Raw genomic sequence first — 24,848 nt, forward strand, 5'->3', positions numbered from 1 at the left:
TGAAGCCGAAAACTGCAAGGGCGCATTCCTGCCATATCGATTATGCTATTAAAAATGGATGCAGCAAAAGAAAAAAGCAGGTAAAAAACAATCTGTTTTTTACCTGCTTGCAAGAAACCTATTCAAAGAGCAATCCTTTCAGCAAATGCTCAGACTTCCATAATAATCGGTAAAATCATTGGACGGCGTTTCGTTTTTTCAAATAAGAATGAATGAAGATTATCACGGATCTCCTGCTTCATACCTGCCCAGTCAAAATGGTCCTTGGATGTATTCTTCAGGACGATTTCACGAACGATAGAATTGGATTTTTCCATTAAGGATTCTGACTCTCGTACATAAACAAATCCTCTTGAGATAATTTCAGGACCTGCGACAATGCTTTTATCAGAACGGCTTAGTGTCACAACGACAATGAGAATTCCATCCTGTGATAATAGACGGCGGTCACGAAGCACGATATTACCGACGTCACCTACACCGCTTCCATCAATCAAGACATTGCCAGTCGTTACTTTGCCAAGGCTCTCAATATGTTCCTTTGATACGGAGATAATCTCACCGTTATCAGGGATGAATATTTGTTCTGGTTTAAATCCAATGGACTTGGCAATACGGCTATGTGCAATCAGCATTTTGTAATCCCCTTGAATCGGGATGAAATACTTAGGCTTCATCAGATTGAGCATCATTTTGAGCTCCTCCTGGCTGCCGTGGCCTGATACATGAATGCGATTCTTTCCAGCGACCACCATGGCTCCTGCCCTAAATAGAAGATCAATCGTTCTTGACATGAGCAGCTCTCCCCCATAAAGAGGATTCGCCGCAAGCAATACCGTATCACCTTGTTTAATGTTCACTTGCTTATGCGCATGCTTAGCCATCTTCTGCAGAGCTTCAAACGGCTCACCTTGAAGACCGGCAGCGAGAATAACAATCTCATTGTCATTATAGCCTTCAAGCTGATCAACCGGGATAAGTGTTTCCTCTGCTACTTCTAAGTAATTGAAGCGAAGGGCAATATCGAGCACCTTTTGCATGGATTTACCGACGACCGCTACTTTCTTGGCGTTGTCCCGCGCTGCATTGAACACTTGCTGCAATCCGTTAACATTGGATGCATAGCAGGCAACAATAATACGGCCTTTTGCCTTATAGAACTCATCTGACATTTGCGCAGCTACAAGGGATTCAGACGGCGTAAAACCGACCTTCTCAGCGCCTGAGCTGTCAGACAGCAAGCAAAGAACCCCTGCTTCTCCAATTGCCGCCATCTTACCTACTTCGGCTTTATATGGTCCTTGAGCAGCTTGGTCAAATTTAAAATCACCTGTATATACGATTGCTCCTTCTTTTGTATCGATGCAGATACCAACAGAATCCGGTATACTGTGATTCGTTTTGAAGAAGGTTATTCTCGATGTCGCAAAACGAAGTGCCGTGTTAGAATCCACCACTTCAAATTCAACATCTACTCTTCCTTTGATTTCCTCAATTTTGGCTTTCGCCAATTCGATTGTCAGCCTTGTCCCATACACAGGGGCATCGAGCACCTCAATGATGTATGGTAAAGCGCCAATATGGTCCTCATGTCCATGAGAAAGGAATATACCTTGGACACGTTCTTTGTTTTCGATTAAATAAGTAATGTCAGGGATGACTACATCGATACCGAGCATCTCTGTTTCCGGAAACATTAATCCGGCATCAAGAACGAAGATATCCTCATCTACTTCGATGACATACATGTTCTTGCCAATCTCCCCCGCACCGCCTAGGGCGATTACTTTTATGTTTTGTGTTAGTTGTTTTACCAATTTAGTTCCTCCTGTATTAACTGCTCGTCCATTTCCAATTGAAACCATTATAACCGAAATCCGTTTCCTTGCGCTACCCAGACGGACTTTTTCAATAAATCAATCAATTGAAACGACTCTTTTACTGCTGGTATGTATGACTAGATGATAAATATAAGGCAAAAGCCAACCCCGCTGGATTGGCTTTTGTCCATAAGAAACTAAAAGGAAACTGACAAGCTTACAGTGTGTTCAATAACTGAATAAGCGTGTTTCTTTCCACTTCATTCATAGGTACAAGAGGCAGACGAACGGATCCTACGTCAATTCCTTTTATTTGTAAGGCCGTCTTGACAGGTGCCGGGCTAGGCGCCATGAACAGCCCTTCCATAATTGGAAGAACGCGCTGATGGATCTTTGCAGCCTCTTCCTTTTCACCAGAAAGGAATTTCTGGATCATATCCTGAATATCACGACCGATAATGTGAGAGGCAACAGAAACGACACCTGCACCGCCGATAGCAAGCACCGGCAACGCTAACCCGTCATCCCCGCTGTACAAATCAAAATCATCAGGTGTGTTGGCGATGATTTTGGTCATCGCATTGAAATTCCCGCTGGCTTCTTTAACCGCTTTAATATTCGGCACTTCTGAAAGACGAATGACTGTTTCCGGAGAAATATTTGTCACCGTTCTGCCCGGTACATTATAAACCATCACTGGAAGGCTTGTAGATTCAGCGACTGCCTTGAAATGCTGGTACAGCCCTTCCTGACTTGGCTTGTTATAGTACGGAGCGACGAGCATAATCCCGTCCACTCCAGCCTCTTCGGCTTTCTTCGTTAAGCTGATAGACGCATACGTATTGTTGCTTCCAGTACCGGCAATGACCGGTACACGCTTATTGACAATCTTCACGACATACTCGAATAATGCAACCTTCTCTTCTGTCGTTAAAGTCGGAGATTCCCCTGTTGTGCCAGACACAACAAGTGAATCACTGCCTGTTTCAATTAAGTAATCAATCAATTTAGCTGTTTTAGCAAAGTCGATGTTCCCTTTGTTGTCAAAAGGGGTAACCATCGCTGTGGATACGCGGCCAAATAGACCCATACTTCCACTCCCTTTAGTTAAAATTAAAAATTATCTCAGTAATCGACTGCCCAATCGATTGTGTTTTCATCCTCAAGATGGAGATTAAATGCATGATGCAGGGCATTAACGGCTTCAACCAGGTCCTTTTCCTTTACTAGAACCCAGATGGTCGTATGACTGTCAGCAGATTGCAGGATTTGGATTCCTCTCTCCGATAATGGGGTCACAATCTTTGCCGTCACACCAGGCACACCCGTAATTCCGGCGCCGACAACCGATACCTTGGCACAATTCGGCTCGACAATCGGATCGTGGCCAAGTTCTTTCAAGACAGAGATGGCCGTATCAGCATCTTTGTCTGAAACCGTGTAGATTACACCGTTCGGATAAATATTAATGAAGTCCACGCTGATTCTGGCATTCGCCATAGCTGTGAATACCTCAGACTGCAGATCATACTGACCTTCCTTCGCTTGTACCTTAATCTGCGTAATCTGTCCGACATGAGCAATTCCGGTAACAAGGCGCTCCTGAATATCACTGCCGCGGCGGTGCTTCGGATAGCTTGTAACCAAAGTACCCTCTCCATCAGTATATGTGGAACGGATCCTCATTGGCACTTTTGCCTGCATGGCAATTTCCACTGCCCTTGGATGAATAACTTTCGCCCCTTGATAAGCCATGTTGCACACTTCTGTATATGTGACAACTGACAACGGGCGGGCTTTTTCTGCAATGCGCGGATCGGCTGTCATGATACCTTCTACGTCTGTAAAGATATCTACATATTCTGCTCCTAAAGCTGCTCCAAGAGCCGCCGCAGATGTATCGCTTCCTCCTCGGCCAATCGTCGTGACGTCACCATTTTCAGCAACGCCCTGGAAGCCGGTAACAACGATCACCTCTGCATTTTCCAGTTCATTTAGGAGCCTGTCAGTATCGATCTCCAATATTTTCGCATTGGTATAATCCTGGCTGGTACGGAACCCAGCCTGTCCGCCAGTCAATGCTGTTGCTTTTATGCCGTTTTGAAGAAGCATATTCGTGAAAACAACCGAAGAGATGACTTCTCCGCAGGATAAAAGCAAGTCCTGTTCCCGTTCATTCAAAAGAGTACTCGGACCATTGACAAGAGACAGCAAAGTATCGGTTGCATAAGGGTCTCCCATTCTGCCCATGGCAGAAACGACTACAACAACCTTATACCCCTTCTTCAATCCGCTCTTTATATGATTTAAGGCATATTCTCTGCTTTTTGGATCACGAACGGATGTACCGCCGAATTTTTGAATGATTATTTTCATTTCTACACCTCGAAATCGGCCTTTTTGAACGGCATAGATCAAAAAGGCCAGATATACATTGTTGATTAATGGTTTAAAACATCCAACCCTGAGCCTTATGCAAAAGCTCGGCTGGCGCATCTATTCATTAGTTGACAATTCCTAAACGAACAAGACTCTCAGCAATTTGAACAGAGTTCCACGCTGCCCCTTTTAATAGATTATCGGAAACGACCCACATATGGAATCCTTTCTCCTCATCCAAATCTTTCCGCACACGACCTACAAATACATCGTTCTTGCCAACACAATCAGCCGGCATCGGATATTCTTGATTTTCAGGGTTATCCTGCAGGACAATACCTGGCGCTTCTTTAAGAAGTGACTTAATCTGTTCAGCTGTGACTCCGTCCTTGTCAATTTCAATATAAACGGATTCTGAATGGCCGACTGCAATCGGCAATCTCACACATGTGGCAGATACTTTCAATTCCGGCATATGCATGATTTTCTTTGTTTCATTGATCATCTTCATCTCTTCAAACGTAAATCCGTTATCGGTAAAGACATCGATTTGGGGAATGGCATTGAACGCAATTTGGTAATGCTTCTCTGCTCCCTTAACCGGAAGGATCTCTGCTTTTGGCTCCTCTTGGCCGAGAATTGCCCTTGTCTGATTATTTAATTCCTCAATCGCAGCAGCACCCGCTCCAGAAACAGCCTGATAGGTTGAAACGACAACCTTCTTCAGTCCGTATGCCTGACGGATCGGCTCTAGTGCCGCTACCATTTGTATGGTGGAACAATTCGGATTGGCGATGATTCCATTATGTCCGCGGAGGTCCTCTTCATTCACCTCAGGCACCACAAGCGGTACATTCTCATCCATACGAAAAGCACTTGTATTATCAACTACGATTGCCCCGCGCTTAACTGCTTCAGGAGCAAGTTTTTTCGAGATGCTTCCCCCTGCGCTGAATAAGGCGATATCTACGCCTTCAAAGCTTTCTGGGCGAGCTTCCTGTACAGTAACCTTTTTCCCATTAAATTCAATCTCTTTTCCAGCAGAACGAGAAGAGGATAATAAACTAATTTCCCCAATTGGGAAGTTTCTTTTTTGGAGTGTCTCAATCATTTGCTGTCCGACTGCGCCTGTTGCGCCTACGACAGCCACATGGAATAGTTTTTGCGTCATTTGTTTGTTACCCCTTCCTTGAGCAATTATAGATAGAATTTTGCACTATATCTGTAGTAAAGATTTAAATAATTATCACAACTATTATCATATCCATTACGAAAAAGAGCAACATTTTTCAAAGCAGATAGCAAATAGTTCTTTTAAAAACCTATTATACTATATTTTTGTCGATTATCGCGGTTTTCAGGAGAATCTTTCGATTAAAATTGGCTGGATTTGCTTCATCTCCAACGCATGTTCGACTGTCTCAATCAAGCTTTCCATTCTTGCCACCATTGAGTTCGGTTTCTTATAAGGATCATCCTGGCCAAATGGAATGAAGAAAATGTCCTTCGTACTCAATAATCTCATCAAATTAACCCCATTAAGACCAAGAGCATCATTCGTCGAGATACCAAGTACAACTGGGCGGTGATTACGTAATGTCGCCTTTGCTGCCATCAGTACTGGTGAATCATTTTGCGCATTGGCAAATTTACTCATAGAAACTCCAGTCATTGGGGCAATGACCATGCAGTCGAGCGGCATCTTCGGACCAAGAGGCTCTGCATCTACAATTGTATCAATGACTTTACGATTCGTCAGCTTTTCAATTCTAGCTATCCAGTCCTCTCCTTTTCCAAATCTCGTATCTGTATTTTTCACGGTATGGGTCACAACAGGAATAACCTCCGCTCCCTCATTTACCAAGTTTTCAATTTGTGGATAGACTTCATCGTAAGTACAATGGGAGCCTGTTAAACCAAAGCCGATTCGCTTGCCGCTGATTTTCATGATTGTTTCCCCTTTCCTATCTCATGTTCCTCATACAATAGCTGTCCAAGGACATTGGCCAGGATTTTTCCGGCTGTCTTTGGAGCAACAATACCCGGCAATCCTGGTGCCAGAATGGCTTTTATGCCTCTTTTTTCAGCATAACGGAAATCGGTCCCTCCAGGCTTTGAGGCTAGGTCGATAATTAATGTACGTGAAGGCATTTTGGCGAGGACATTGGCCGTAATAATTTTATGCGGAATCGTATTAATACAAATATCCACATTCTCTACTTCCTTCTCTAAATCAGCCGTAAAGAAAGGAGTTAGTCCCATTTCCGTTATCCGGGCAATATGCTCTGTTTTCCTGGCGCCAACCTTGACCTTACCTCCGAGGGCATGAAAGCTTCGCGCCACACTCATTCCTGTTCTGCCCAAACCTAACACAATGACATTTGAACCATGAATGGTAAAATCGGTATGCTGGATTGCCATCATGATTGCACCCTCAACTGTTGGAATGGAGTTATAGATGGCTACATCGTTTCTTTCAAAGAGTTGGATGAGCTTTCGGTTTGTTTTGGCAGTGACTTCTGTTAAATAATCATTGCTGATTCCGGAATATATGGTGCAGTGCTCAGGTGTATTGTTTAGGAAGCTTTCTGTCAGAACGACTTGTTTGTTGGAGAAAATCGTTTCAATTTTCCCTTCCATATTGGTCCCTGCGACCGGCAAAATGATTGCATCCAACTCACCTACAGGCAGGTCCTCAAGCCCTTCCTTCACCGCCCCTGTATAGGCATGTGCCAATTGTTCAAATCCAGTCAAATACACTTTTGCATCCAATTCTGTCAACTTTCGAATTACTTCAAGCTGCCTGGCATCTCCGCCAAGGACAGCAATCTGCATCCCTGTGAGCATGGAGGAGGTTCACCTTCTTCTTTGTTTGGTTGTGTTTAGCCAAATGGATGACGCCGCTTTTCAAAAGGTCTTATGGCTTTTCTTCTCAACCCTTTGAAGCCGTCATCTATCAATACAAATGAAACATGCTTTGACACAGTCTTTCACTAAGTGCATATAGTTCTCTCACATCATATGACCATTTCCTGAAGGGGTGCTATTTATAGACAAACAAAAAAACGCCCCTCGGCGTTTTTTCGGCTGCTGCATTCTATTCTCCTTGAAATTCTCCATTTGACGGAATATCAATGATAATCATATCTGTGCCAATCTTTTGGATATGCGACCACGGCACCCTCACCTCATTGCCCTGCTTACGGAAACCAAACCATTTGCCAGAGGGGATAATTAAAGCCGTTATCTGACCCGTTAATTCATTAATTTCAAGATCAGTCTGCCCTAAAACACCCAATCTTTCAGCGCGCTTCACATCCACGATTTCTTTCCCGCTTAATTCACTCAGCTTCATGCTTTCCCTTCTTTCTGCCAGATGATCTATATAACTATCTATATGGCGTTCAAGCCTGTTTAGAAGGTTTTTTTCCTTATCCAGGGGAAAACGTTAGACAAGCACAAAAAAGCAGGCAGCAAGGCTTTATGAAAGCCTGCAGCGCCTGCTGATATTTCGGATTATAAATTCCATGTATCCTGCGGACCAATGAGAGCTGCCGCATAAGGACCCTTGAACACATCATTAATACATTGATCTACACTGTCGATTGTAACCTTGTCGATTAATTCAATGATATCATCGAGCGAGCGGTGACGGCCCAATAATAATTCATTTTTGCCATTACGGCTCATTCTGCTGTTCGTGCTTTCAAGGCTTAGCATTAAGCTGCCCTTAAGCTGCTCTTTAGAGTTCTCTAATTCTTTTGCTGTAATGCCTTCGTTTGAGAGAACATCCAATGTAGATTGAATGGTGGTGAACAGCTCCTTCACCTGATTCGCTCCTGTTCCGCCGTATACGACCACAAGACCATTATCCTGGTACGAAGTATGATAAGAGTAGACGCTGTAGGCAAGTCCGCGCTCTTCACGCACGCTTTGGAAGAGACGGCTGCTCATAGAGCCCCCGAGTACATTATTTAAGATTATGAGGCTGTAGATATTCTCATGGCCAACATCATAGCCATTATAGCCTAGACAAAGATGTGATTGTTCCGTATCTTTCTTACGGACGAGCTTATTCGCATGGAAGGACGGCTTCTCAAGCTCCGGTCTTGCCTTTCCGCCTTCATAATGTCCAAACAGGGCTTCTACCTGTTTGACGAAAGCCTCCGTTACATTACCGGCAACTGATATGACAACCTTATCAGGGGTATAGTGATCGTAAACATATTGCTTTAATGTATCTGTCGTAATCGTATCAAGCACTTCTTCTGTTCCGAGTATCGGATACCCTAGCGGATGCTTCTCAAAAACAGCTTGACTCAATAAATCATGCACGATGTCATCTGGTGTATCTTCATACATTTTGATTTCTTCACATACGACATTCTTTTCTTTTTTCAGTTCTTCTTTAGCGAAGGTAGAGTTGAAAAACATATCACCAAGCACATCAAGTGCGTAGTCAGCATGGTCATCGAGCACCTTCGCATAATAGCATGTGTATTCCTTGGATGTGAAGGCATTGACTTGCCCGCCGATACGATCAAATGATTCAGCAATTTCTTTCGCTGTACGTGTAGTTGTCCCCTTGAAAAACATATGCTCCAAGAAATGGGAAATACCATTATTAATCGGGCCTTCGTTTCGTGAGCCCGTTTTAATCCATATTCCAATCGCTACTGAGCGAACTGTCGGGATGGGTTCTAATACTACGCGAACGCCATTTTGACATGTATATTTAGTTATCAACGATTCTTCCTCCTATTCATGTTGCTCTTCTTATAAACATACCCATTATGTATAAACATTCCACCCTAAATAAGAGAATATTTACCCAATCATCAAGAAACACCCTTATCGTCTGATTCTATCCTCCAAAAGTGCCTCTCCGACAGGAACGATCACATAGGTTTTCTCAATAGATGTGATTAATGTCTCGAGTGATTTTGCTGTCGAGTCAGTCGGATGCATCAGTACTAGAGCTCCGTTATGAAGCTTGGGAACTACCCTGTTGATTAAGGCCTCAGGTGTCGGTTTTCTCCAATCCACCGTATCCACTGTCCAAAGAATGGTTTCCATTCCCACACTTGCTGCAGCTTTGACAGTCGTATCGTTAAAGCTTCCGCTCGGCGGTCCAAACAATGCCGGCTTGGTCCCTGTGACCTCCTCGATGACCTTGTTCGTATCCACGATTTCCTTCACCGCAGCTTGCATGGAGAGCCTTTGCATATCAGGATGTGTATAGGAATGATTGCCAAGCTCATGACCTTCTTTCGCAATGGCTCTAGCCATTTCCGGGTTATTCTTGACCCATCGTCCTTCAAGGGAAAATGTTGCCTTAATATGATGCTTTTTTAATGTGTCTAACATTGAGTCTATGTATTCGTTCCCCCATGCCACATTGATAATAAAAGAAACGGAAGGTTTATTAGGGTTTGCTCTGTAAATCGGTGATGGCGGCAAATCCTGTAAATGAACAGAGGGGGCTATTTCTTTGAAGACAAGCATATTCTCCTTGAATTTACCCTTTGCTTTCATTTTTTTATAGGATTTATCAACATCTATCTCTATTCCATTATACCCGGGTGTCTTTTTCCAAACGCGATCGACAACAGCATCCACTGGCTTTTCGCTATATTTCTCTGCAGCCTGCTGGATTTCTTCATGCAAACGGTCTTGAACAGCAGCTGCAGGGACAGATGATTCTTTTTTCATTCCTGTCAGATAGCTTTCTGTCCATGAATTTTGCACCAACACCCATGATAAACTGCCAATGGCACATATTGCAAGAAATTGCGACAATTTTTTATTCAACACGTTCTCCCCCCTATAAGGAAAATGTATGAGGGAGGTGGACATGTTAGAACTTTCTATGCGGGAGAATAGCTTGGCAGCGATATTGTTAGTCAGTCTCTATAGAATGCGTATAAGCAGCTATTCACTTTCATAGGATGAATGAAAAGGCTAGGAAACATATGTCTCCTAGCCGTCAATTGCATTTACTGCTGTTCTGCTTTTTCTTTTTGCTCTTTCAATACTGCTTTTCTTGAAAGATTTACTCTGCCTTGTCGATCGATTTCTGTAACTTTAACAAGAATTTCGTCGCCAATCTTCACGACATCCTCTACTTTGCCGACACGTTCTTCAGCTAGTTCAGAAATATGAACAAGACCATCTTTTCCTTTAAAGATTTCAACGAAGCAGCCGAATTTCTCAATGCGCTTGACGGTACCTAAATACATTTGGCCAACTTCTACCTCACGCACGATATCTTCAATGATGCTCTTCGCTTTCTCGTTCATCTCTTGGTCGGTAGAAGCGATATAGACTGTACCATCCTGCTCGATATCAATCTTAACGCCAGTTTCTTCGATAATTTTGTTGATTTGCTTACCGCTTGGTCCAATGACATCGCGGATTTTATCCGGCTTGATTGTCATAGTCAAGATCTTCGGAGCATATTGGGAAAGCTGATTACGCGGCTGGTCAAGTGTACCCATTAAATGTTCAAGAATATGGTTGCGTCCTTTTTGAGCCTGCATGAGAGCTTCTTCGAGGATCTCACGGGTAAGTCCAGCAATCTTAATATCCATTTGTAAGGCTGTAACACCTTTTTTCGTTCCAGCCACTTTAAAGTCCATGTCGCCGAGATGGTCTTCCATACCTTGAATATCAGATAGGACGGTATAATGCTCACCTTGTTTAACAAGGCCCATTGCAATACCGGCAACCGGTGCTTTAATCGGTACACCTGCGTCCATAAGGGCAAGCGTACTCGCACAAATACTTGCTTGTGATGTAGAACCATTAGATTCAAGTACCTCAGATACAAGACGAATGGTATACGGGAAATCATTTTCATTAGGAATAACCGGCTCCAGAGCTCTTTCTCCCAATGCACCATGACCAATTTCCCGTCTGCCTGGTCCTCTGATTGGTCCAGTTTCACCGACAGAGAAATGCGGGAAGTTATAATGATGCATGAATCGTTTGGATTCTTCTAAGCCTAAGCCATCAAGAATTTGAACGTCTCCAAGAGCACCAAGCGTTGCGATGGAAAGCGCCTGTGTTTGTCCGCGTGTGAAGAGACCTGAACCATGTGTACGAGGCAGGAGGCCGACTTCAGATGATAGCGGACGAATCTCTTCTGGATTTCTTCCGTCTGGACGAACCTTTTCTTCCGTAATTAAACGGCGAACTTCATCTTTTACTAATTTACTGAGGATTTCTTTTACTTGTTTCAGCGTATCCTCATCTGCTTCTCTTTCTTCAAATACAGCAAGGACCTTCTCTTTCACAGCGGAAATAGCATCCTCACGTGCATGTTTTTCCTGTACCTGAACGGCACCGTTCATCTCCTCTAGACACATGCCTTTGACTTCATCAACCAATGCAGCATCTAATTCATAAAGGACGATTTCACGTTTTTCTTTACCGACTGCCTCAACGATTTCCTGTTGGAATTTAATCAATTTCTTGATTTCTTCATGTCCGAACATAATCGCCTCTAGCATCGTTTCTTCCGGAACTTCATCTGCGCCGGCTTCAACCATGTTGATAGCATCCATCGTTCCTGCAACAGTCAGGTGAATATCGCTCTTATCAAGCTGTTCAATCGTTGGGTTAATAACGAATTTGCCATCTACTCGGCCGACAATGACTCCTGCAATCGGACCTTCAAACGGAATGTCTGATACACATAAAGCAAGAGAAGAACCAAACATAGCGGCCATCTCAGTCGGACAGTCTTGATCGACAGATAAGACCATGCTGACAACCTGGACGTCATTTCTGAATCCATCTGCGAATAAAGGGCGAATCGGGCGGTCAATCAAGCGGCTTGTTAAAACAGCCTTTTCACTTGGTCTGCCCTCTCGTTTAATAAATCCTCCCGGGATTTTCCCTACTGCATATAATTTCTCTTCATAACTTACTGTTAATGGGAAGAAATCAATATTTTTTGGTTCTTTTGACGCTACGGCTGTACTTAATACTGCCGAGTCGCCATATCGAATTAAGGCAGCGCCATTAGCCTGCTTTGCTAATTGGCCAATTTCAACCGTCAATGGACGGCCTGCCCAATCTAAAGAAAATGTGCGTTTTGTTTGCTCCATTTCTTCTATTACTCCTCTCTACTGCGTTAAGCTTGCATAATTTATCCTAATATCTTGTCCTTGACAGACAAAAGTGGGATTTTAACACCAAATTACTATTAGTATACTCTATTGTTGCCCAGTTTAAAAAGCTAAAGTGTCCACAAAGTGGTTCATTACCCTCTATGTATAACAAAAAAGCGGGATAAATCCCGCTTTTTCTGAGTAGATTATCGACGTAAACCAAGCTTGTTGATTAATTCGCGATAACGAGTAACGTCTTTGTTACGCAAATAAGTAAGTAAGTTACGACGTTTACCTACCATTTTCAAAAGGCCACGACGAGAGTGGTGATCTTTCTTGTGTGTGCGTAAGTGTTCGTTTAAAGTGTTGATTTGTTCAGTAAGGACAGCGATCTGAACTTCTGGAGACCCAGTGTCGCTCTCATGAGTTTTGTACTCATTGATGATCTGATTTTTACGCTCTTGCGTTAATGCCATCCTAATTCACCTCCTAATTTTTCAATCCCCTGTTCCTGAGCGGGCGTTGGTGATGCGCACTGCCAAGGAAAGGTTCATTTGATACGTTTACTAGAATACTACTATCTGCTTGAAAAAGCAAGTGCTTAAAAGTTTTCGAAATATTCAGCTGCAAACCTTTTATCCTGCTCCAGCTGGGCAATGAGGGCATCGAGACCTTCAAACTTCTTCTCATCACGAATTCGTGTACACCATTTAACAGTGACTTCCTCACCATATATATGATCCTCAAAATCTAATAGATGGACCTCAACGGTCGGAATCTCCTCTTTCTCAGAGTGGAAGGTCGGCTTGTACCCTACATTACAAATGCCATTATGCCATGCTCCTTTTACGAGCATTCGTACACAATACACACCCACACCAGGCAAATAATAATCAGGGTCGACTTCCACATTGGCTGTCGGAAAGCCGAGCAGACGCCCTCTCTTCTCCCCGTCAACCACCTGTCCCTTCACATTGAATGGTCTTCCCAAGAGGCGTGCCGTCTCTTCCACATTCCCGCTTATAAGCTCCTTGCGTATTCTTGTTGAGCTTATTTTCTCGGAGTCAAGCTCCTGCTTGGAAACAATCGTCTGAGCGATTTGTCCATGTGTATACATTGGGAGGTCTTCCATTGTCCCTTTGCCGCGATGCCCATACGTATAGTCAAATCCAGCCACGATATGCTTCACATTCAAGGAAATTAAATATTCCTTCACGAAAGCCTCCGGACTCAGGCTTGCAAATTCCTTCGTAAAATGAACGATAAATAAATAATCAATCCCCATTTGCTCGATGAGAGCCACTTTCTCATTCATGGGCGTTAACTGTCTGACATGCTTGACTTCCTTATTTAATATAACGGACGGATGAGGGTCAAAAGTCATGACAGCCGTCTGAAGTCCTTTTTCCTTTCCCGCTTCTATAGCCGTTTGTATGACTTGGCGGTGCCCTGTGTGAACACCGTCAAAATAGCCAAGGGCAATGGCTAACGGGGGAAATTCATCCCCTTTAAATGTATGGGGATGATGAATCTTGATTATTTGCATAATGATTCCCCTTTTATCTAGTCTCCACCAATAGTTTACTATACATTTGGTATAACTTTAACAGGTTTGCATAACCCTTTCTTCTCCGGATGATGCTGATAGACAGCCAAGAGTTTTTCCTGTTCATTCAAAACCGCAAAAGGACTTTGTATTTCCCCTGCCAGGAGATCGCGTTCAGACAGAACAGCGCCATTTTGAACCCTTGAGGCAATGTCTGGAGACACCTGAAGCCTTGGCAGGTCCACGATTCCTTCTTCAATAGGTCTTAAAACGCTCTGGACTTCCCCATTTTCTGCTAGTTCGCTCAAGCGCTCTAAGCTGATGGCATCCTCCAGTGTGAAGCGCGCCGACCTCGAACGGACTAATTTAGACATATGTGCGGGAAAGCCTAATTGTTCACCAATCATGCAGGATAAGGTTCGGATATACGTTCCTTTTCCGCAAGCGACACGGAATTTGAACGAGATGGAGTCCCCTTCGAACACATCTCTGTCATCAAGAAGCTCTATCTCATAGATTCGCACCTTTCTTGATGGGATCTCTACCTCCTGGCCTTTTAACGCATACTCATACAATCGTTTTCCATTCACCTTCACCGCTGAATAGATGGGGGGTGTCTGCGTAATTTCCCCTGTCAAGGAGTCGAAAATGGCTAGAATCTCTTCACGCTTAATCACCCTGTCCACTTTCTTCTCGCTGACAATGTCGCCTGAGGCATCCTCCGTTGTTGTAGACCAGCCAAGCGTTACTTCCCCTATGTATTCCTTTCCGGCATCGGTAATATACTCTGCAACCCGTGTAGCCTTTCCGAGGCAGATTGGCAGAACACCTGTCACATCGGGATCAAGGGTCCCTGTATGTCCGACCTTTTTCATTTTGAGAATCTTCCTCACCTTAATAATGCAATCGTGGGAGGTCGCTCCTGCCGGCTTATTCAAAATGAGAATTCCATTTAATTCACTCACTTCATCACATCATTTCCATAAAAAATTTCGCTCACACAGAAAAGGGATAGACATAAATGTCTATCCTACTCTTCCTCATTCTTCTCTTCTTTATGAATTTGGTGGAGAAGGCTTTCGATTCGATTTCCATAATCGATGGATTCATCGAATTCAAACAGCAATTCCGGCGTCTTGCGCAGACGAATACGCTGTCCAAGCTCGGAGCGGATGAATCCCTTTGCTTTCTCAAGGCCTTTAAGCGTATCCTCTCTCTTTTCAGCGTCTCCCAAAACAGAGATATACACTTTTGCCTGCTGAAGATCGCCTGATACTTCAACATCAGTGACCGTCACAAATCCTACCCTCGGGTCTTTTAGCTTACGACCAAGGATATCGCTAAGTTCTTTTTTCATTTGTTCCCCAACACGGGTCGATCTAAGGCTCATATTTTCACCTCTTTTAAAACCATTCTATTGATGTAACTGTACGTTCGATTTCCGGGAAAGAATCCAAATAAGCAATAGCTCTTTGTAATTCCCTTTCCGTAGAGACCTTAGAGGAGGAGACAACGACGATGGCGATCACCGTTCGCTGCCATGTATCCTGAAAGTCCACTTCTGCAACAGAAGCGTTGAATTTTTGTTTCAAACGGGTGATGACCCTTTGCAGAACTGCTCTCTTTTCCTTTAATGAATGCACATCAGGAATCAGACATTCACATTCTGCGGCGCCAATCATGCTCGTTTGATTTCCTCCATGACATAGGCTTCAATAACGTCGCCTTCTTTAATGTCATTGAAGTTCTTGATTGTGATACCGCACTCATAGCCTTGAGCGACTTCTTTCACATCATCTTTAAAGCGTTTAAGCGTATCTAGCTCTCCTTCAAAGATAACGATTCCTTCACGAATAAGGCGGATTCCGCTGTTACGCGTGATTTTACCGTCAGTCACATAGCTTCCGGCAATCGTACCGACTTTAGAGATTTTAATCGTTTGGCGAACCTCTGCTTGCCCGATGACTTTTTCTTCATATTCAGGGTCAAGCATCCCTTTCATCGCAGCTTCAATCTCTTCAATCGCTTTATAGATAATACGGTGAAGACGTACGTCCACTTTTTCAGATTCAGCAGCGCGTTTTGCGTTAGCATCAGGTCTAACGTTAAATCCGATGACAATCGCATTGGATGCAGCTGCAAGGATGATATCAGATTCAGTGATCGCCCCTACACCAGCATGGATGATTTTCACTTTCACGCCTTCTACTTCAATCTTTTGAAGAGAAGCGGCTACAGCCTCAACAGAGCCTTGTACGTCACCTTTAACGATGATGTTAATTTCTTTAACTTCCCCTTGTTTAAGCTGGTCAAACAAGTTTTCAAGCGTCACGCGGGAGCTTTCATTACGAGAAGCAAGCAATTGTTTCTGTGCACGAGCTTCCCCGACTTGACGAGCAGTCTTCTCATCACTAAAGACAACAAAGCGGTCGCCTGCTTGCGGCACTTCGTTCAATCCAGTGATTTCAATTGGAGTAGATGGGCCGGCTTCTTTCACACGGCGGCCTAAATCATTGACCATTGCACGTACTTTACCGAACGTATCGCCGACAACGATTGGATCACCAACGCGAAGTGTTCCATTTTGCACCAACAGTGTCGCTACTGAACCGCGGCCTTTATCAAGCTCTGCTTCAATAACGGTACCGATTGCTTTACGATTAGGATTGGCTTTATATTCATTTACCTCGCTGACAAGCAAGATCATTTCAAGCAATTGATCGATTCCTTCGCCTTTTTTAGCAGACATCGGAACAAAGATAGTATCCCCGCCCCACTCTTCTGGTACTAGGCCATTTTCCACCAATTCCTGTTTCACGCGATCAGGGTTGGCACCTTCTTTATCCATTTTATTGACAGCAACGATGATTGGCACTTCTGCAGCTTTTGCATGGTTGATTGCTTCAATCGTTTGCGGCATAACACCATCGTCTGCTGCAACGACAATAATCGTGATATCTGTTACTTGAGCACCACGTGCACGCATCGTAGTAAAGGCGGCGTGTCCTGGTGTATCAAGGAAGGTAATCTTCTTGCCGTCTACTTCTACTTGGTAGGCACCAATATGCTGGGTAATACCGCCTGCTTCGCCTTCCGTTACCTTTGTATTACGGATGGCATCAAGCAAGGTTGTTTTCCCATGGTCAACGTGTCCCATAATCGTAACGACTGCTGGGCGTTCCACCGTATTTTCTTCTGGATTTTCATCGTCTGCAATGACCGCTTCAAGGTCAGTAACATCGACTTTGATGATTTCTTCTACTTCTACACCGTAGTCTGCACAGATTAATTCAATCGCGTCCTTATCCAGTTCTTGGTTAATGGTTGCCATTACACCAAGCATGAATAATTTCTTGATGATTTCACTCGGCTCACGGTGAATTTTTTTACTTAGTTCAAGGACAGAAAGTGATTCTGTAAACGTGATTTTTTCTGGTAATTCACGTTCTTTCCTTGGAGTTGGCTGATGCTGTGATTTATTTTGGTGACGTTGATTGCCACGTTTATTTTTATTATTTCTGTTATTTTTGAAGTTTCCTCTTCTTTGATTATCTTGCACGCTTTTTTTCCCTTCATTACCCTTAGTTGCCGGTTTATTCTTTGTATTATTATTATTTGTTGAATTCTGGTTGTTTCTTCCCCCAGATTGGTTTTGCCTTTGACCTTGTGCTGCACTCGCTGCAGGTCTGGTATTTGCTTGGCCGCTTCGATTTGTCTGCGGCTTTTTTTGCTGCCCGTTTTGATTCACTCGGTTTTGGTTCTGGTGTTGATTGTCTCTAGTTTGAGCAGCTGGAGAAGACTGGGACTTTGATGATGCAGGATTGAACAGCTTTTCAAGCCTTTCAACTGCATTATCTTCCAAGGCCGTCATGTGATTCGAGACCTCAATCCCCATATCCTTCAGTTTATTAATCACTACTTTACTAGACACATTGTTCTTCTTCGCATATTCATATACACGTACTTTACCCATTCCTTCACCCCCGAATTAGTTAATCGAGCAAGGAGTTTAATTTCTGTGCAAATCCCTCATCTTGTACGGAGACGACCACTCTCGCTTCTTTTCCAATTGCTTCTCCAAGCATGGAACGATCTTGGACCTTTCGAAGCGGCACTCCGTAAAAATGACATTTGTCGGTGATTTTCTTTTCCGTATTAACAGAAGCATCCATTGATAATAAAACCAATTTCGCCCGATTGGAACGAATTTCCTTTATGACCAATTCTTCCCCGGAAATAACTTTTCTCGCTCGATATGCGAGTCCCAAAAGGGACATCCACTTCTTGTTCATTGTCGTCATTTTTTCTCCTTAGCCGCCAGTTCCAATAGTTCATCATAAATGGAAGCAGGCACGTCAGCATCTAAATGATTTGACAGGCTGTTTTTCTTTTTGGCAGCGTTAATGGCTTCCTCAGAAAGGCTCAAATAGGCTCCACGGCCGGATTTCTTCCCGGTTGGATCAATTGATACCTCTCCTTCCTTGGAACGAACAATCCGGATCATTTCTTTCTTTGGCTTCATTTCACCGGTGCCGATACATTTCCTTAATGGTATCTTTTTACGGTTGTTCACCATCATCACCTCACCAATACTTTTTACTCTTCACTATCGTCATCGAGTCCAAATGTGAACCCGGTGAATTCCATTTCTTCTTCTTCATTGTCACGCACGACAGGGTAGATACCTGCTTCACGCGCATCTGTTTCACTCTTGATGTCAATCTTCCAGCCTGTCAGCTTCGCAGCAAGGCGGGCATTTTGACCGCGTTTTCCGATAGCGAGTGATAATTGATAGTCTGGTACGATAACTGTAGTAGCTTTTTCCTCTTCATTCACGATGACCTCAAGCACCTTAGAAGGGCTAAGTGCATTCGCAACGAATACGACAGGATCTTCAGACCATTTAACAATATCGATTTTCTCGCCTTTTAATTCGTTGACGATCGCTTGGACACGCTGCCCTTTTGGACCAACACATGCACCGACCGGGTCAACTTCTGGATTATCAGAATACACGGAGATCTTAGAACGGTCACCCGCTTCACGTGCAACAGATTTGATTTCAACCGTACCATCGAAAATCTCAGGCACTTCAAGCTCAAACAAGCGCTTTAATAATCCTGGGTGTGTACGGGATACAAAGATTTGCGGCCCTTTAGATGTTTTCTCCACCTTAGTCAGGAATACTTTGTAGCGCTCGTGCGGCTGGTAGCTTTCGTTTGGCATTTGCTCATTTGCTGGTAGCAAAGCCTCCGTTTTGCCAAGAGCCACATAAATATATTTAGAATCACGACGTTGGACAATGCCTGTCATGATATCCTCTTCACGATCAATGAATTCGTTATAGACGATTCCTCTTTCAGCTTCACGGACACGCTGTGTGACGACCTGTTTAGCTGTTTGTGCTGCGATGCGGCCAAAGTTCTTTGGCGTAACCTCAAGTTCGACTACATCTTCAAGCTCATAGTTTGGATTGATGCCTTTAGCCTCATCAAGGGAAATTTCAAGACGGGAGTCAAATACTTCATCCACAATTTCTTTACGAGCAAACACTCTCATGGATCCATTCATTAAATTGAAATCCACGCGAACGTTTTGCGCTTGATTAAAGTTTCTTTTGTATGCTGATACAAGAGCAGCTTCAATGGCTTCTACAAGAACATCTCTTGAAATGCCTTTTTCCTTTTCTAAAATGGTCAGTGCATCGAGTAATTCATTACTCATCTTACTAATCCCCTCCTAAAATCTACCCCTTATGAAAAGCTGACGGCAAGTCTTGCCTTTGCAATCTTATCATAGGGAATGACAAGTTCCTTTTTACGTGTTTTAATTTTGATTTCAAGCGTAACCTGAGAACCGTCAAAATCCTTCAGGGTGCCTTCAAACTCTTTCTCATTGTCAATCGGCTCATACGTTTTGACATGGACATTCTTGCCGATTGCCTTTATATAATCCTGGTCTTTCTTCAAAGGACGCTCTGCCCCTGGTGAAGAAACCTCTAGGAAATAATTATTGGAAATAGGGTCCTTTTCATCCAGCTGTTCACTCAGCTTCTCAGAAACGAGGCCGCATTCCTCAATATCCACGCCTCCGTCCTTATCGATATACACTCTAAGGAACCAATTTCTGCCCTCTTTAACATATTCAACTTCCACGAGCTCGAGGTTTAACTCTTCAAGGATCGGGGCAGCCATCTCCTCGACGATCTCTGTTACTTTCTTGCTCATACCTTCACTCCTTTACGGCCTATGTATGCGACTGAATATCATCCTAATACAAACGAAAGAGTGGGTTTCCCCACTCTTTAGCACATACGTATCAGCAGTAATTCTTACTTGAATATAACATAAAGTTATCGAATTTGCAAATAACCGTGCCTTTCCTAGAACAAGGATAGCTGGTTTTGATCTGGCATATTTTCAAGGCATCCATGATTATCCAAGTATTCTAAGATAGTTTTTGATACCTTACCTCTTTGCTGCAAGTCTTCCTTGGATAAGAATTCGCCTGTTTCTCTAGCTTTCACAATATTATAGGCAGCATTCGTACCAAGTCCTGGTATCGAATTAAACGGCGGGATCAGCGTATTCCCTTCAATGATAAATTCTGTTGCGCTTGAGCGGTACAAATCTACCTTCTGGAAGCTGAATCCGCGCTCACACATCTCCAAGGCTATCTCAAGCACCGTCATCAAGTTCTTCTCCTTCGTGCTCGCATCAAGACCCTTTTGGTTGATCTCATCGATACGGGAACGAATCATTTGAGATCCCTTCACCATGGCATCAATATCGAAATCCTCCGCCCTGACTGTAAAGTATGCCGCATAGTAGAGAAGCGGATGATGGACTTTGAAATAGGCAATCCGAACCGCCATAAGGACATAGGCCGCGGCATGGGCTTTCGGGAACATGTATTTAATCTTTTTACAGGACCCAATATACCAAGCCGGAACTTTGTTCTTAAGCATTTCTTCTTCCATATCCTCTGTCAGTCCTTTCCCCTTACGAACGGACTCCATAATCTTGAAGGCAAGGGATGGCTCCAGCCCTTGGTAGATCAAGTAGACCATAATGTCATCACGGCAGCCGATAACCTCGCTCAGGTTACAAATATTCTCCTGAATGAGCTCCTGGGCATTGCCTAGCCATACATCTGTTCCATGGGATAGACCGGAAATCTGAACAAGCTCCGCAAATGTAGTTGGTTTTGTATCCTCAAGCATTTGGCGGACGAATCGTGTCCCGAATTCAGGAACGCCGAGCGTACCGGTCTTACAATTAATTTGCTCTTCCGTGACACCGAGCACCTCCGGCGAGCTGAAGATCTTCATGACTTCCGGATCATCCGTTGGAATCGTCTTTGGATCGATGCCGCTTAAATCCTGAAGCATCCGGATAACGGTCGGGTCATCGTGTCCCAGTATATCCAGCTTCAAAATATTATCGTGGATGGAGTGGAAATCAAAGTGGGTCGTTCTCCACTCTGAATCACTATCATCTGCCGGGTATTGAATAGGGGTGAAATCATAGATGTCCATATAATCAGGTACAACGATAATCCCGCCCGGGTGCTGACCAGTTGTCCGCTTAACACCTGTACAGCCGCTGACTAAACGATCCGTCTCAGCTGAACGAAGATGAAGATTATTATCATTAGCGTAACCGCGGACATAGCCATAGGCTGTTTTCTCTGCGACCGTACCGATTGTTCCCGCACGGTACACATAATCTTCCCCGAACAATACCTTCGTATAATTGTGGGCCTGCGGCTGATATTCACCTGAGAAGTTCAAGTCAATATCTGGTACCTTATCTCCTTTAAACCCTAGGAATGTTTCAAACGGAATGTCATGTCCATCTTTAATGTACGGCACATGGCAATCCGGACATTCCTTATCAGGAAGGTCAAATCCAGAGCCGACGGAACCGTCATTAAAGAATTCCGATTGCTTGCATTTCGGACATACATAATGCGGCGGAAGCGGATTTACCTCGGTGATCTCTGTCATTGTCGCAACAAAGGAAGACCCGACTGAACCACGGGAACCAACGAGGTATCCATCATCAAGCGACTTCTTAACAAGCTTATGCGAAATCAAATAAATAACGGCGAACCCATGGCCGATGATACTCTTCAATTCTTTCTCAAGTCGTGCTTCAACAATTTCCGGCAGGTTCTCCCCATAAATCATTCTTGCCCTGCCATAACTCATGGAACGAATTTCTTCATCCGCTCCTTCAATCTTCGGTGTATATAAGTCATCCTTGATTGGCTTGATCTCTTCAATCATATCTGCGACCTTATGTGTATTGGAGACAACGATTTCCTTTGCTTTTTCCTCACCAAGGAAAGAGAACGCGCGGAGCATTTCATCTGTCGTGCGGAAATGAACATCCGGCAAGGAATGGCGGTTCAACGGATTGGCACCACCCTGCGAGTTAATCAAAATCTTGCGGTAGATCTTATCGTTCGGGTTTAAATAATGAACATTACCCGTCGCCACAACCGGTTTATTTTGTCTTTCGCCGATTTTCACGATATTCGCAATGATGGATTCAAGTGCTTTATCATTACGCACAAGCTCCATTTCAATCAGAGGCGCATAGACCTCCTTCGGATGTACCTCAAGATAATCATAAAACTCAGCTGCTTCCTCTGCCTCTTCAAAGGATTTCTGCATCATGTTCTCAAACACTTCACCGCGGTCACAGCCTGAACCGACTAGGATGCCTTCCCGGTATTTCGTCAGGATAGACCTAGGCAGACGCGGCACACGATAGAAATAATTCAAATGAGCGATGGAGACAAGCTTGAATAAATTCTTCAAGCCCTCCTGGGTTTGCGCAAGCAAGGTGCAATGGTATGGTCTTGCCCGCTGGAAGGCCTTGCCTTTCCCCATATTGTCATTCAGCTGATTATGGTTAACGATGCCTTTCTCATTAGCATCCTTCAGCATTTTCATGAGCAAATGTCCGGTCGTTTCAGCATCATAGATGGCACGGTGATGCTGAACGAGCTCGACATCGAATTTCTTCGCCAAATTGTTCAAGCGGTGGTTCTTCATATCCGGATAGAGGAAACGTGCTAATTCAAGCGTGTCAATAACCGGATTTTCGGCTTTGCCGAAATTCAGCTTCTTATAGCCCATGTTCAAGAAGCCCATATCAAAGCTTGCGTTATGGGCAACAAAAATGCTGTCTCCGGCCCAATCCTTGAATTTTGTCAGTACCTCATCGACCTCTGGAGCATTTTCAACAAGATCGTCCGTAATGCCCGTTAAATTAATGGTCGTTGAAGACAGCTTATGGTGCGGGTTGGCAAATGACTCAAAACGGTCAATGATTTCTCCGTTTTTCATCTTAACAGCAGCAAGCTCAATGATTGTGTCATAAATGGCCGATAAACCTGTCGTTTCAACGTCAAAAACGACATAGGTGCTGTCCTCTAATACGAGATCCTGCGGGTTATAGGCAATCGGCACACCATCATCAATCAAGTTAACCTCAACCCCGTACAGAATCTTGATTCCGTTCTTCTTACCGGCTGAATAAGCCTCAGGGAAGGACTGAGCAACGGCATGATCGGTGACGGCAACCGCCGGATGACCCCATTTCGCTGCCTGTGCAACAAGGGCTGAGACAGGAGTAACGGCATCCATTTGACTCATCGGTGTATGAAGGTGAAGCTCAACACGCTTTTCTCCCTCAGGTGCTTGGTCAACACGCTGTTTGCCGGCGATTTCATTAATATCATTGGCAATCATGACTAAGTCACGAACGAAGGTGTCATTTTGCACACTTCCTTGCACCCTCATCCACATGCCTTTTTTCACGCGTGCCAATTGAACAGCATCCTCTTTATCACGAGAGAACACCTTTACAAGGATACTGTTTGTATAATCGGTAATCTTGAAGGTAAGCAGTGTCCGTCCGCTCTTTAATTCACGTGTCTCTGCATCAAATACATATCCTTCAATGGCAATGCGGCGTTCTTCCTCCACAATCTCATCGATTGCCTTGAAATCCGCATCAGGCTTAATCTTATACCCAATGACAAGCGGTCCATCATCAATTGGGGCATCATCCTTCGATTCAGCCGCTTTTCGCATCTCTTGAACGGCCTGCATTGCTTTCGCTTCGTCCTCTTCTTGCTTTTTCTTCCTGAAGATTTCCATCTCATCACTGAAAATGGAGGAATCAACAACCGCATCCAGCTGAAGGGGCGGGAAGCCGAAGCCTTGATACACATCTGATATCAATCCGGCATACTTTCTTTTCAGCTGTCCTGCCTCTGCTTCATTCCTTGCCTTAATAATGATTTTATTCCCCTCAACCGAAGGACTTTGGCCATGAAGAAGCTCTAGGATTGCAGGTGAGATGCCATCTATTTCTCCTATACAATTCTTCCAATATTCTATAATTAATTCCTTTGACGGCAAGGGATTTCTTACCGTTACAGAATACCCTACAGAAGCGATTGGTGAGAAGGATTGAATCAATTGTGTCGTAAAGCGTGTCCATACGCTGCAAGGAATGATTTGGTCAAAGCTGAAGAAGAAATGCCATTTGCGGGCAACCTTTTCTATGACCACTCTCTCAATTTCTGCGTTATGAAAATGCTGTACGACGGCATCTTCAGTCAGCTGAAGCTGTTGAAGAAGCGTTCTGAATTTATCTTGTTTCATGCGAGAATTCTCTTCCATATCAATCTCTCCCAAAAGTCATTCTCATACTCGTCTAGTCATTATAACATAAGTCTGTTTTCGATAATGCCTGTCCTTTAAAGATTCAATCTTCCATACAGTTCGATTTATCCCGCACTAAACGGGCTTGAAGAACTCCCGCTGATGGAAGTTTCACTTTATCCCGCACTAACGGACAGTATATCCCCTTCCTATAAACCCATAAGGAAATCAAGAAGCATATAGGGCGGGTTTCAACTGTCCGTAAGTGCCCGATTGGTTCTACTAACCACCTGCGGGCTTGAAGA

The 24,848-nt window shown here is 43.9% G+C and carries 22 protein-coding genes; all 22 read right to left on the minus strand.

Going from position 1 to position 24,848, the window contains the following annotated elements; genetic code table 11:
* Positions 1–149: 149 nt before the first annotated feature.
* On the minus strand, positions 150–1,817 hold the full coding sequence (locus tag ACI35L_RS17355; protein ID WP_049671379.1) for a ribonuclease J: 1,668 nt from the start codon (positions 1,815–1,817) through the stop codon (positions 150–152).
* A 220-nt stretch (positions 1,818–2,037) separates the two neighbouring features.
* Positions 2,038–2,910, minus strand: a complete 873-nt coding sequence (dapA, locus tag ACI35L_RS17360; RefSeq protein ID WP_439803433.1) for a 4-hydroxy-tetrahydrodipicolinate synthase — start codon at positions 2,908–2,910, stop codon at positions 2,038–2,040.
* Positions 2,911–2,945: 35 nt separating this feature from the next.
* Positions 2,946–4,196, minus strand: coding sequence for an aspartate kinase (gene dapG / locus ACI35L_RS17365; protein WP_049671381.1), 1,251 nt, complete (start codon positions 4,194–4,196; stop codon positions 2,946–2,948).
* A 127-nt stretch (positions 4,197–4,323) separates the two neighbouring features.
* Positions 4,324–5,370, minus strand: a complete 1,047-nt coding sequence (gene asd, locus ACI35L_RS17370; RefSeq protein WP_049671382.1) for an aspartate-semialdehyde dehydrogenase — start codon at positions 5,368–5,370, stop codon at positions 4,324–4,326.
* Between the two features lie 186 nt (positions 5,371–5,556).
* A complete protein-coding gene (dpaB, locus tag ACI35L_RS17375) occupies positions 5,557–6,147 on the minus strand; it encodes a dipicolinate synthase subunit B (protein WP_049671383.1) in 591 nt (196 codons plus the stop codon).
* The gene (dpaA, locus tag ACI35L_RS17380) at positions 6,144–7,046 is read right to left on the minus strand and encodes a dipicolinic acid synthetase subunit A (protein WP_049671384.1); all 903 of its coding nucleotides are present in this window, start codon (positions 7,044–7,046) and stop codon (positions 6,144–6,146) included. Before dpaA ends, dpaB begins: the two co-directional genes overlap by 4 nt.
* A 250-nt stretch (positions 7,047–7,296) precedes the next feature.
* Positions 7,297–7,554: a YlmC/YmxH family sporulation protein gene (locus ACI35L_RS17385; protein ID WP_049671385.1), complete on the minus strand. Its 258-nt coding sequence runs from the start codon at positions 7,552–7,554 to the stop codon at positions 7,297–7,299.
* Positions 7,555–7,715: 161 nt separating this feature from the next.
* Complete coding sequence (locus tag ACI35L_RS17390; protein ID WP_049671386.1) at positions 7,716–8,945, minus strand: M16 family metallopeptidase; 1,230 nt, start codon at positions 8,943–8,945, stop codon at positions 7,716–7,718.
* A 105-nt stretch (positions 8,946–9,050) separates the two neighbouring features.
* Positions 9,051–10,010 (minus strand): polysaccharide deacetylase family protein, encoded by a 960-nt coding sequence (locus ACI35L_RS17395; protein ID WP_439803434.1) that lies wholly within the window; start codon positions 10,008–10,010, stop codon positions 9,051–9,053.
* Between the two features lie 185 nt (positions 10,011–10,195).
* Positions 10,196–12,310 (minus strand): polyribonucleotide nucleotidyltransferase, encoded by a 2,115-nt coding sequence (gene pnp / locus ACI35L_RS17400; protein ID WP_439803435.1) that lies wholly within the window; start codon positions 12,308–12,310, stop codon positions 10,196–10,198.
* A 209-nt stretch (positions 12,311–12,519) separates the two neighbouring features.
* On the minus strand, positions 12,520–12,789 hold the full coding sequence (rpsO, locus tag ACI35L_RS17405; RefSeq protein ID WP_049671388.1) for a 30S ribosomal protein S15: 270 nt from the start codon (positions 12,787–12,789) through the stop codon (positions 12,520–12,522).
* Between the two features lie 125 nt (positions 12,790–12,914).
* The gene (locus ACI35L_RS17410; protein ID WP_049671389.1) at positions 12,915–13,859 is read right to left on the minus strand and encodes a bifunctional riboflavin kinase/FAD synthetase; all 945 of its coding nucleotides are present in this window, start codon (positions 13,857–13,859) and stop codon (positions 12,915–12,917) included.
* 38 nt (positions 13,860–13,897) lie between these two features.
* Positions 13,898–14,824 carry a tRNA pseudouridine(55) synthase TruB gene (gene truB, locus ACI35L_RS17415; RefSeq protein ID WP_049671390.1) on the minus strand — a complete coding sequence of 309 codons (927 nt, stop codon included), beginning with the start codon at positions 14,822–14,824 and terminating at the stop codon, positions 13,898–13,900.
* Between the two features lie 65 nt (positions 14,825–14,889).
* Complete coding sequence (gene rbfA / locus ACI35L_RS17420; protein WP_049671391.1) at positions 14,890–15,249, minus strand: 30S ribosome-binding factor RbfA; 360 nt, start codon at positions 15,247–15,249, stop codon at positions 14,890–14,892.
* Positions 15,250–15,262: 13 nt separating this feature from the next.
* Positions 15,263–15,541 carry a DUF503 domain-containing protein gene (locus ACI35L_RS17425; protein ID WP_439803436.1) on the minus strand — a complete coding sequence of 93 codons (279 nt, stop codon included), beginning with the start codon at positions 15,539–15,541 and terminating at the stop codon, positions 15,263–15,265.
* Entirely contained in the window at positions 15,538–17,832 is a 2,295-nt protein-coding gene (gene infB / locus ACI35L_RS17430; RefSeq protein WP_049671393.1) for a translation initiation factor IF-2, read from the minus strand. Before infB ends, ACI35L_RS17425 begins: the two co-directional genes overlap by 4 nt.
* Positions 17,833–17,851: 19 nt before the next feature.
* Entirely contained in the window at positions 17,852–18,151 is a 300-nt protein-coding gene (locus tag ACI35L_RS17435; protein WP_049672951.1) for a YlxQ family RNA-binding protein, read from the minus strand.
* A gap of 5 nt (positions 18,152–18,156) precedes the next feature.
* Positions 18,157–18,432 (minus strand): RNase P modulator RnpM, encoded by a 276-nt coding sequence (gene rnpM, locus ACI35L_RS17440; protein WP_049672952.1) that lies wholly within the window; start codon positions 18,430–18,432, stop codon positions 18,157–18,159.
* A 23-nt stretch (positions 18,433–18,455) separates the two neighbouring features.
* A complete protein-coding gene (gene nusA / locus ACI35L_RS17445; RefSeq protein ID WP_049671394.1) occupies positions 18,456–19,583 on the minus strand; it encodes a transcription termination factor NusA in 1,128 nt (375 codons plus the stop codon).
* Positions 19,584–19,612: 29 nt separating this feature from the next.
* Positions 19,613–20,086, minus strand: coding sequence for a ribosome maturation factor RimP (gene rimP, locus ACI35L_RS17450; protein ID WP_049671395.1), 474 nt, complete (start codon positions 20,084–20,086; stop codon positions 19,613–19,615).
* A gap of 155 nt (positions 20,087–20,241) precedes the next feature.
* Positions 20,242–24,561: a PolC-type DNA polymerase III gene (locus ACI35L_RS17455; RefSeq protein ID WP_439803437.1), complete on the minus strand. Its 4,320-nt coding sequence runs from the start codon at positions 24,559–24,561 to the stop codon at positions 20,242–20,244.
* Between the two features lie 85 nt (positions 24,562–24,646).
* Positions 24,647–24,848, minus strand: a 202-nt coding sequence (locus ACI35L_RS17460) for a hypothetical protein (RefSeq protein WP_439803438.1), incomplete at its 5' end; no start/stop codon positions are given.

The organism is Pradoshia sp. (assembly GCF_051873915.1).
GTDB lineage: Bacteria > Bacillota > Bacilli > Bacillales > Pradoshiaceae > Pradoshia.

What these genes read in the sequence shown, in the direction of transcription:
- dapA (WP_439803433.1), bottom strand. Translation starts at nt 2,910, where the DNA reads ATGGGTCTATTTGGCCGCGTATCCACAGCGATGGTTACCCCTTTTGAC.
- dapG (WP_049671381.1), bottom strand. Translation starts at nt 4,196, where the DNA reads ATGAAAATAATCATTCAAAAATTCGGCGGTACATCCGTTCGTGATCCA.
- asd (WP_049671382.1), bottom strand. Translation starts at nt 5,370, where the DNA reads ATGACGCAAAAACTATTCCATGTGGCTGTCGTAGGCGCAACAGGCGCA.
- dpaB (WP_049671383.1), bottom strand. Translation starts at nt 6,147, where the DNA reads ATGAAAATCAGCGGCAAGCGAATCGGCTTTGGTTTAACAGGCTCCCAT.
- dpaA (WP_049671384.1), bottom strand. Translation starts at nt 7,046, where the DNA reads ATGCTCACAGGGATGCAGATTGCTGTCCTTGGCGGAGATGCCAGGCAG.
- ACI35L_RS17385 (WP_049671385.1), bottom strand. Translation starts at nt 7,554, where the DNA reads ATGAAGCTGAGTGAATTAAGCGGGAAAGAAATCGTGGATGTGAAGCGC.
- pnp (WP_439803435.1), bottom strand. Translation starts at nt 12,310, where the DNA reads ATGGAGCAAACAAAACGCACATTTTCTTTAGATTGGGCAGGCCGTCCA.
- rpsO (WP_049671388.1), bottom strand. Translation starts at nt 12,789, where the DNA reads ATGGCATTAACGCAAGAGCGTAAAAATCAGATCATCAATGAGTACAAA.
- ACI35L_RS17410 (WP_049671389.1), bottom strand. Translation starts at nt 13,859, where the DNA reads ATGCAAATAATCAAGATTCATCATCCCCATACATTTAAAGGGGATGAA.
- rbfA (WP_049671391.1), bottom strand. Translation starts at nt 15,249, where the DNA reads ATGAGCCTTAGATCGACCCGTGTTGGGGAACAAATGAAAAAAGAACTT.
- ACI35L_RS17425 (WP_439803436.1), bottom strand. Translation starts at nt 15,541, where the DNA reads ATGATTGGCGCCGCAGAATGTGAATGTCTGATTCCTGATGTGCATTCA.
- infB (WP_049671393.1), bottom strand. Translation starts at nt 17,832, where the DNA reads ATGGGTAAAGTACGTGTATATGAATATGCGAAGAAGAACAATGTGTCT.
- ACI35L_RS17435 (WP_049672951.1), bottom strand. Translation starts at nt 18,151, where the DNA reads ATGAACAAGAAGTGGATGTCCCTTTTGGGACTCGCATATCGAGCGAGA.
- nusA (WP_049671394.1), bottom strand. Translation starts at nt 19,583, where the DNA reads ATGAGTAATGAATTACTCGATGCACTGACCATTTTAGAAAAGGAAAAA.
- rimP (WP_049671395.1), bottom strand. Translation starts at nt 20,086, where the DNA reads ATGAGCAAGAAAGTAACAGAGATCGTCGAGGAGATGGCTGCCCCGATC.
- ACI35L_RS17455 (WP_439803437.1), bottom strand. Translation starts at nt 24,561, where the DNA reads ATGGAAGAGAATTCTCGCATGAAACAAGATAAATTCAGAACGCTTCTT.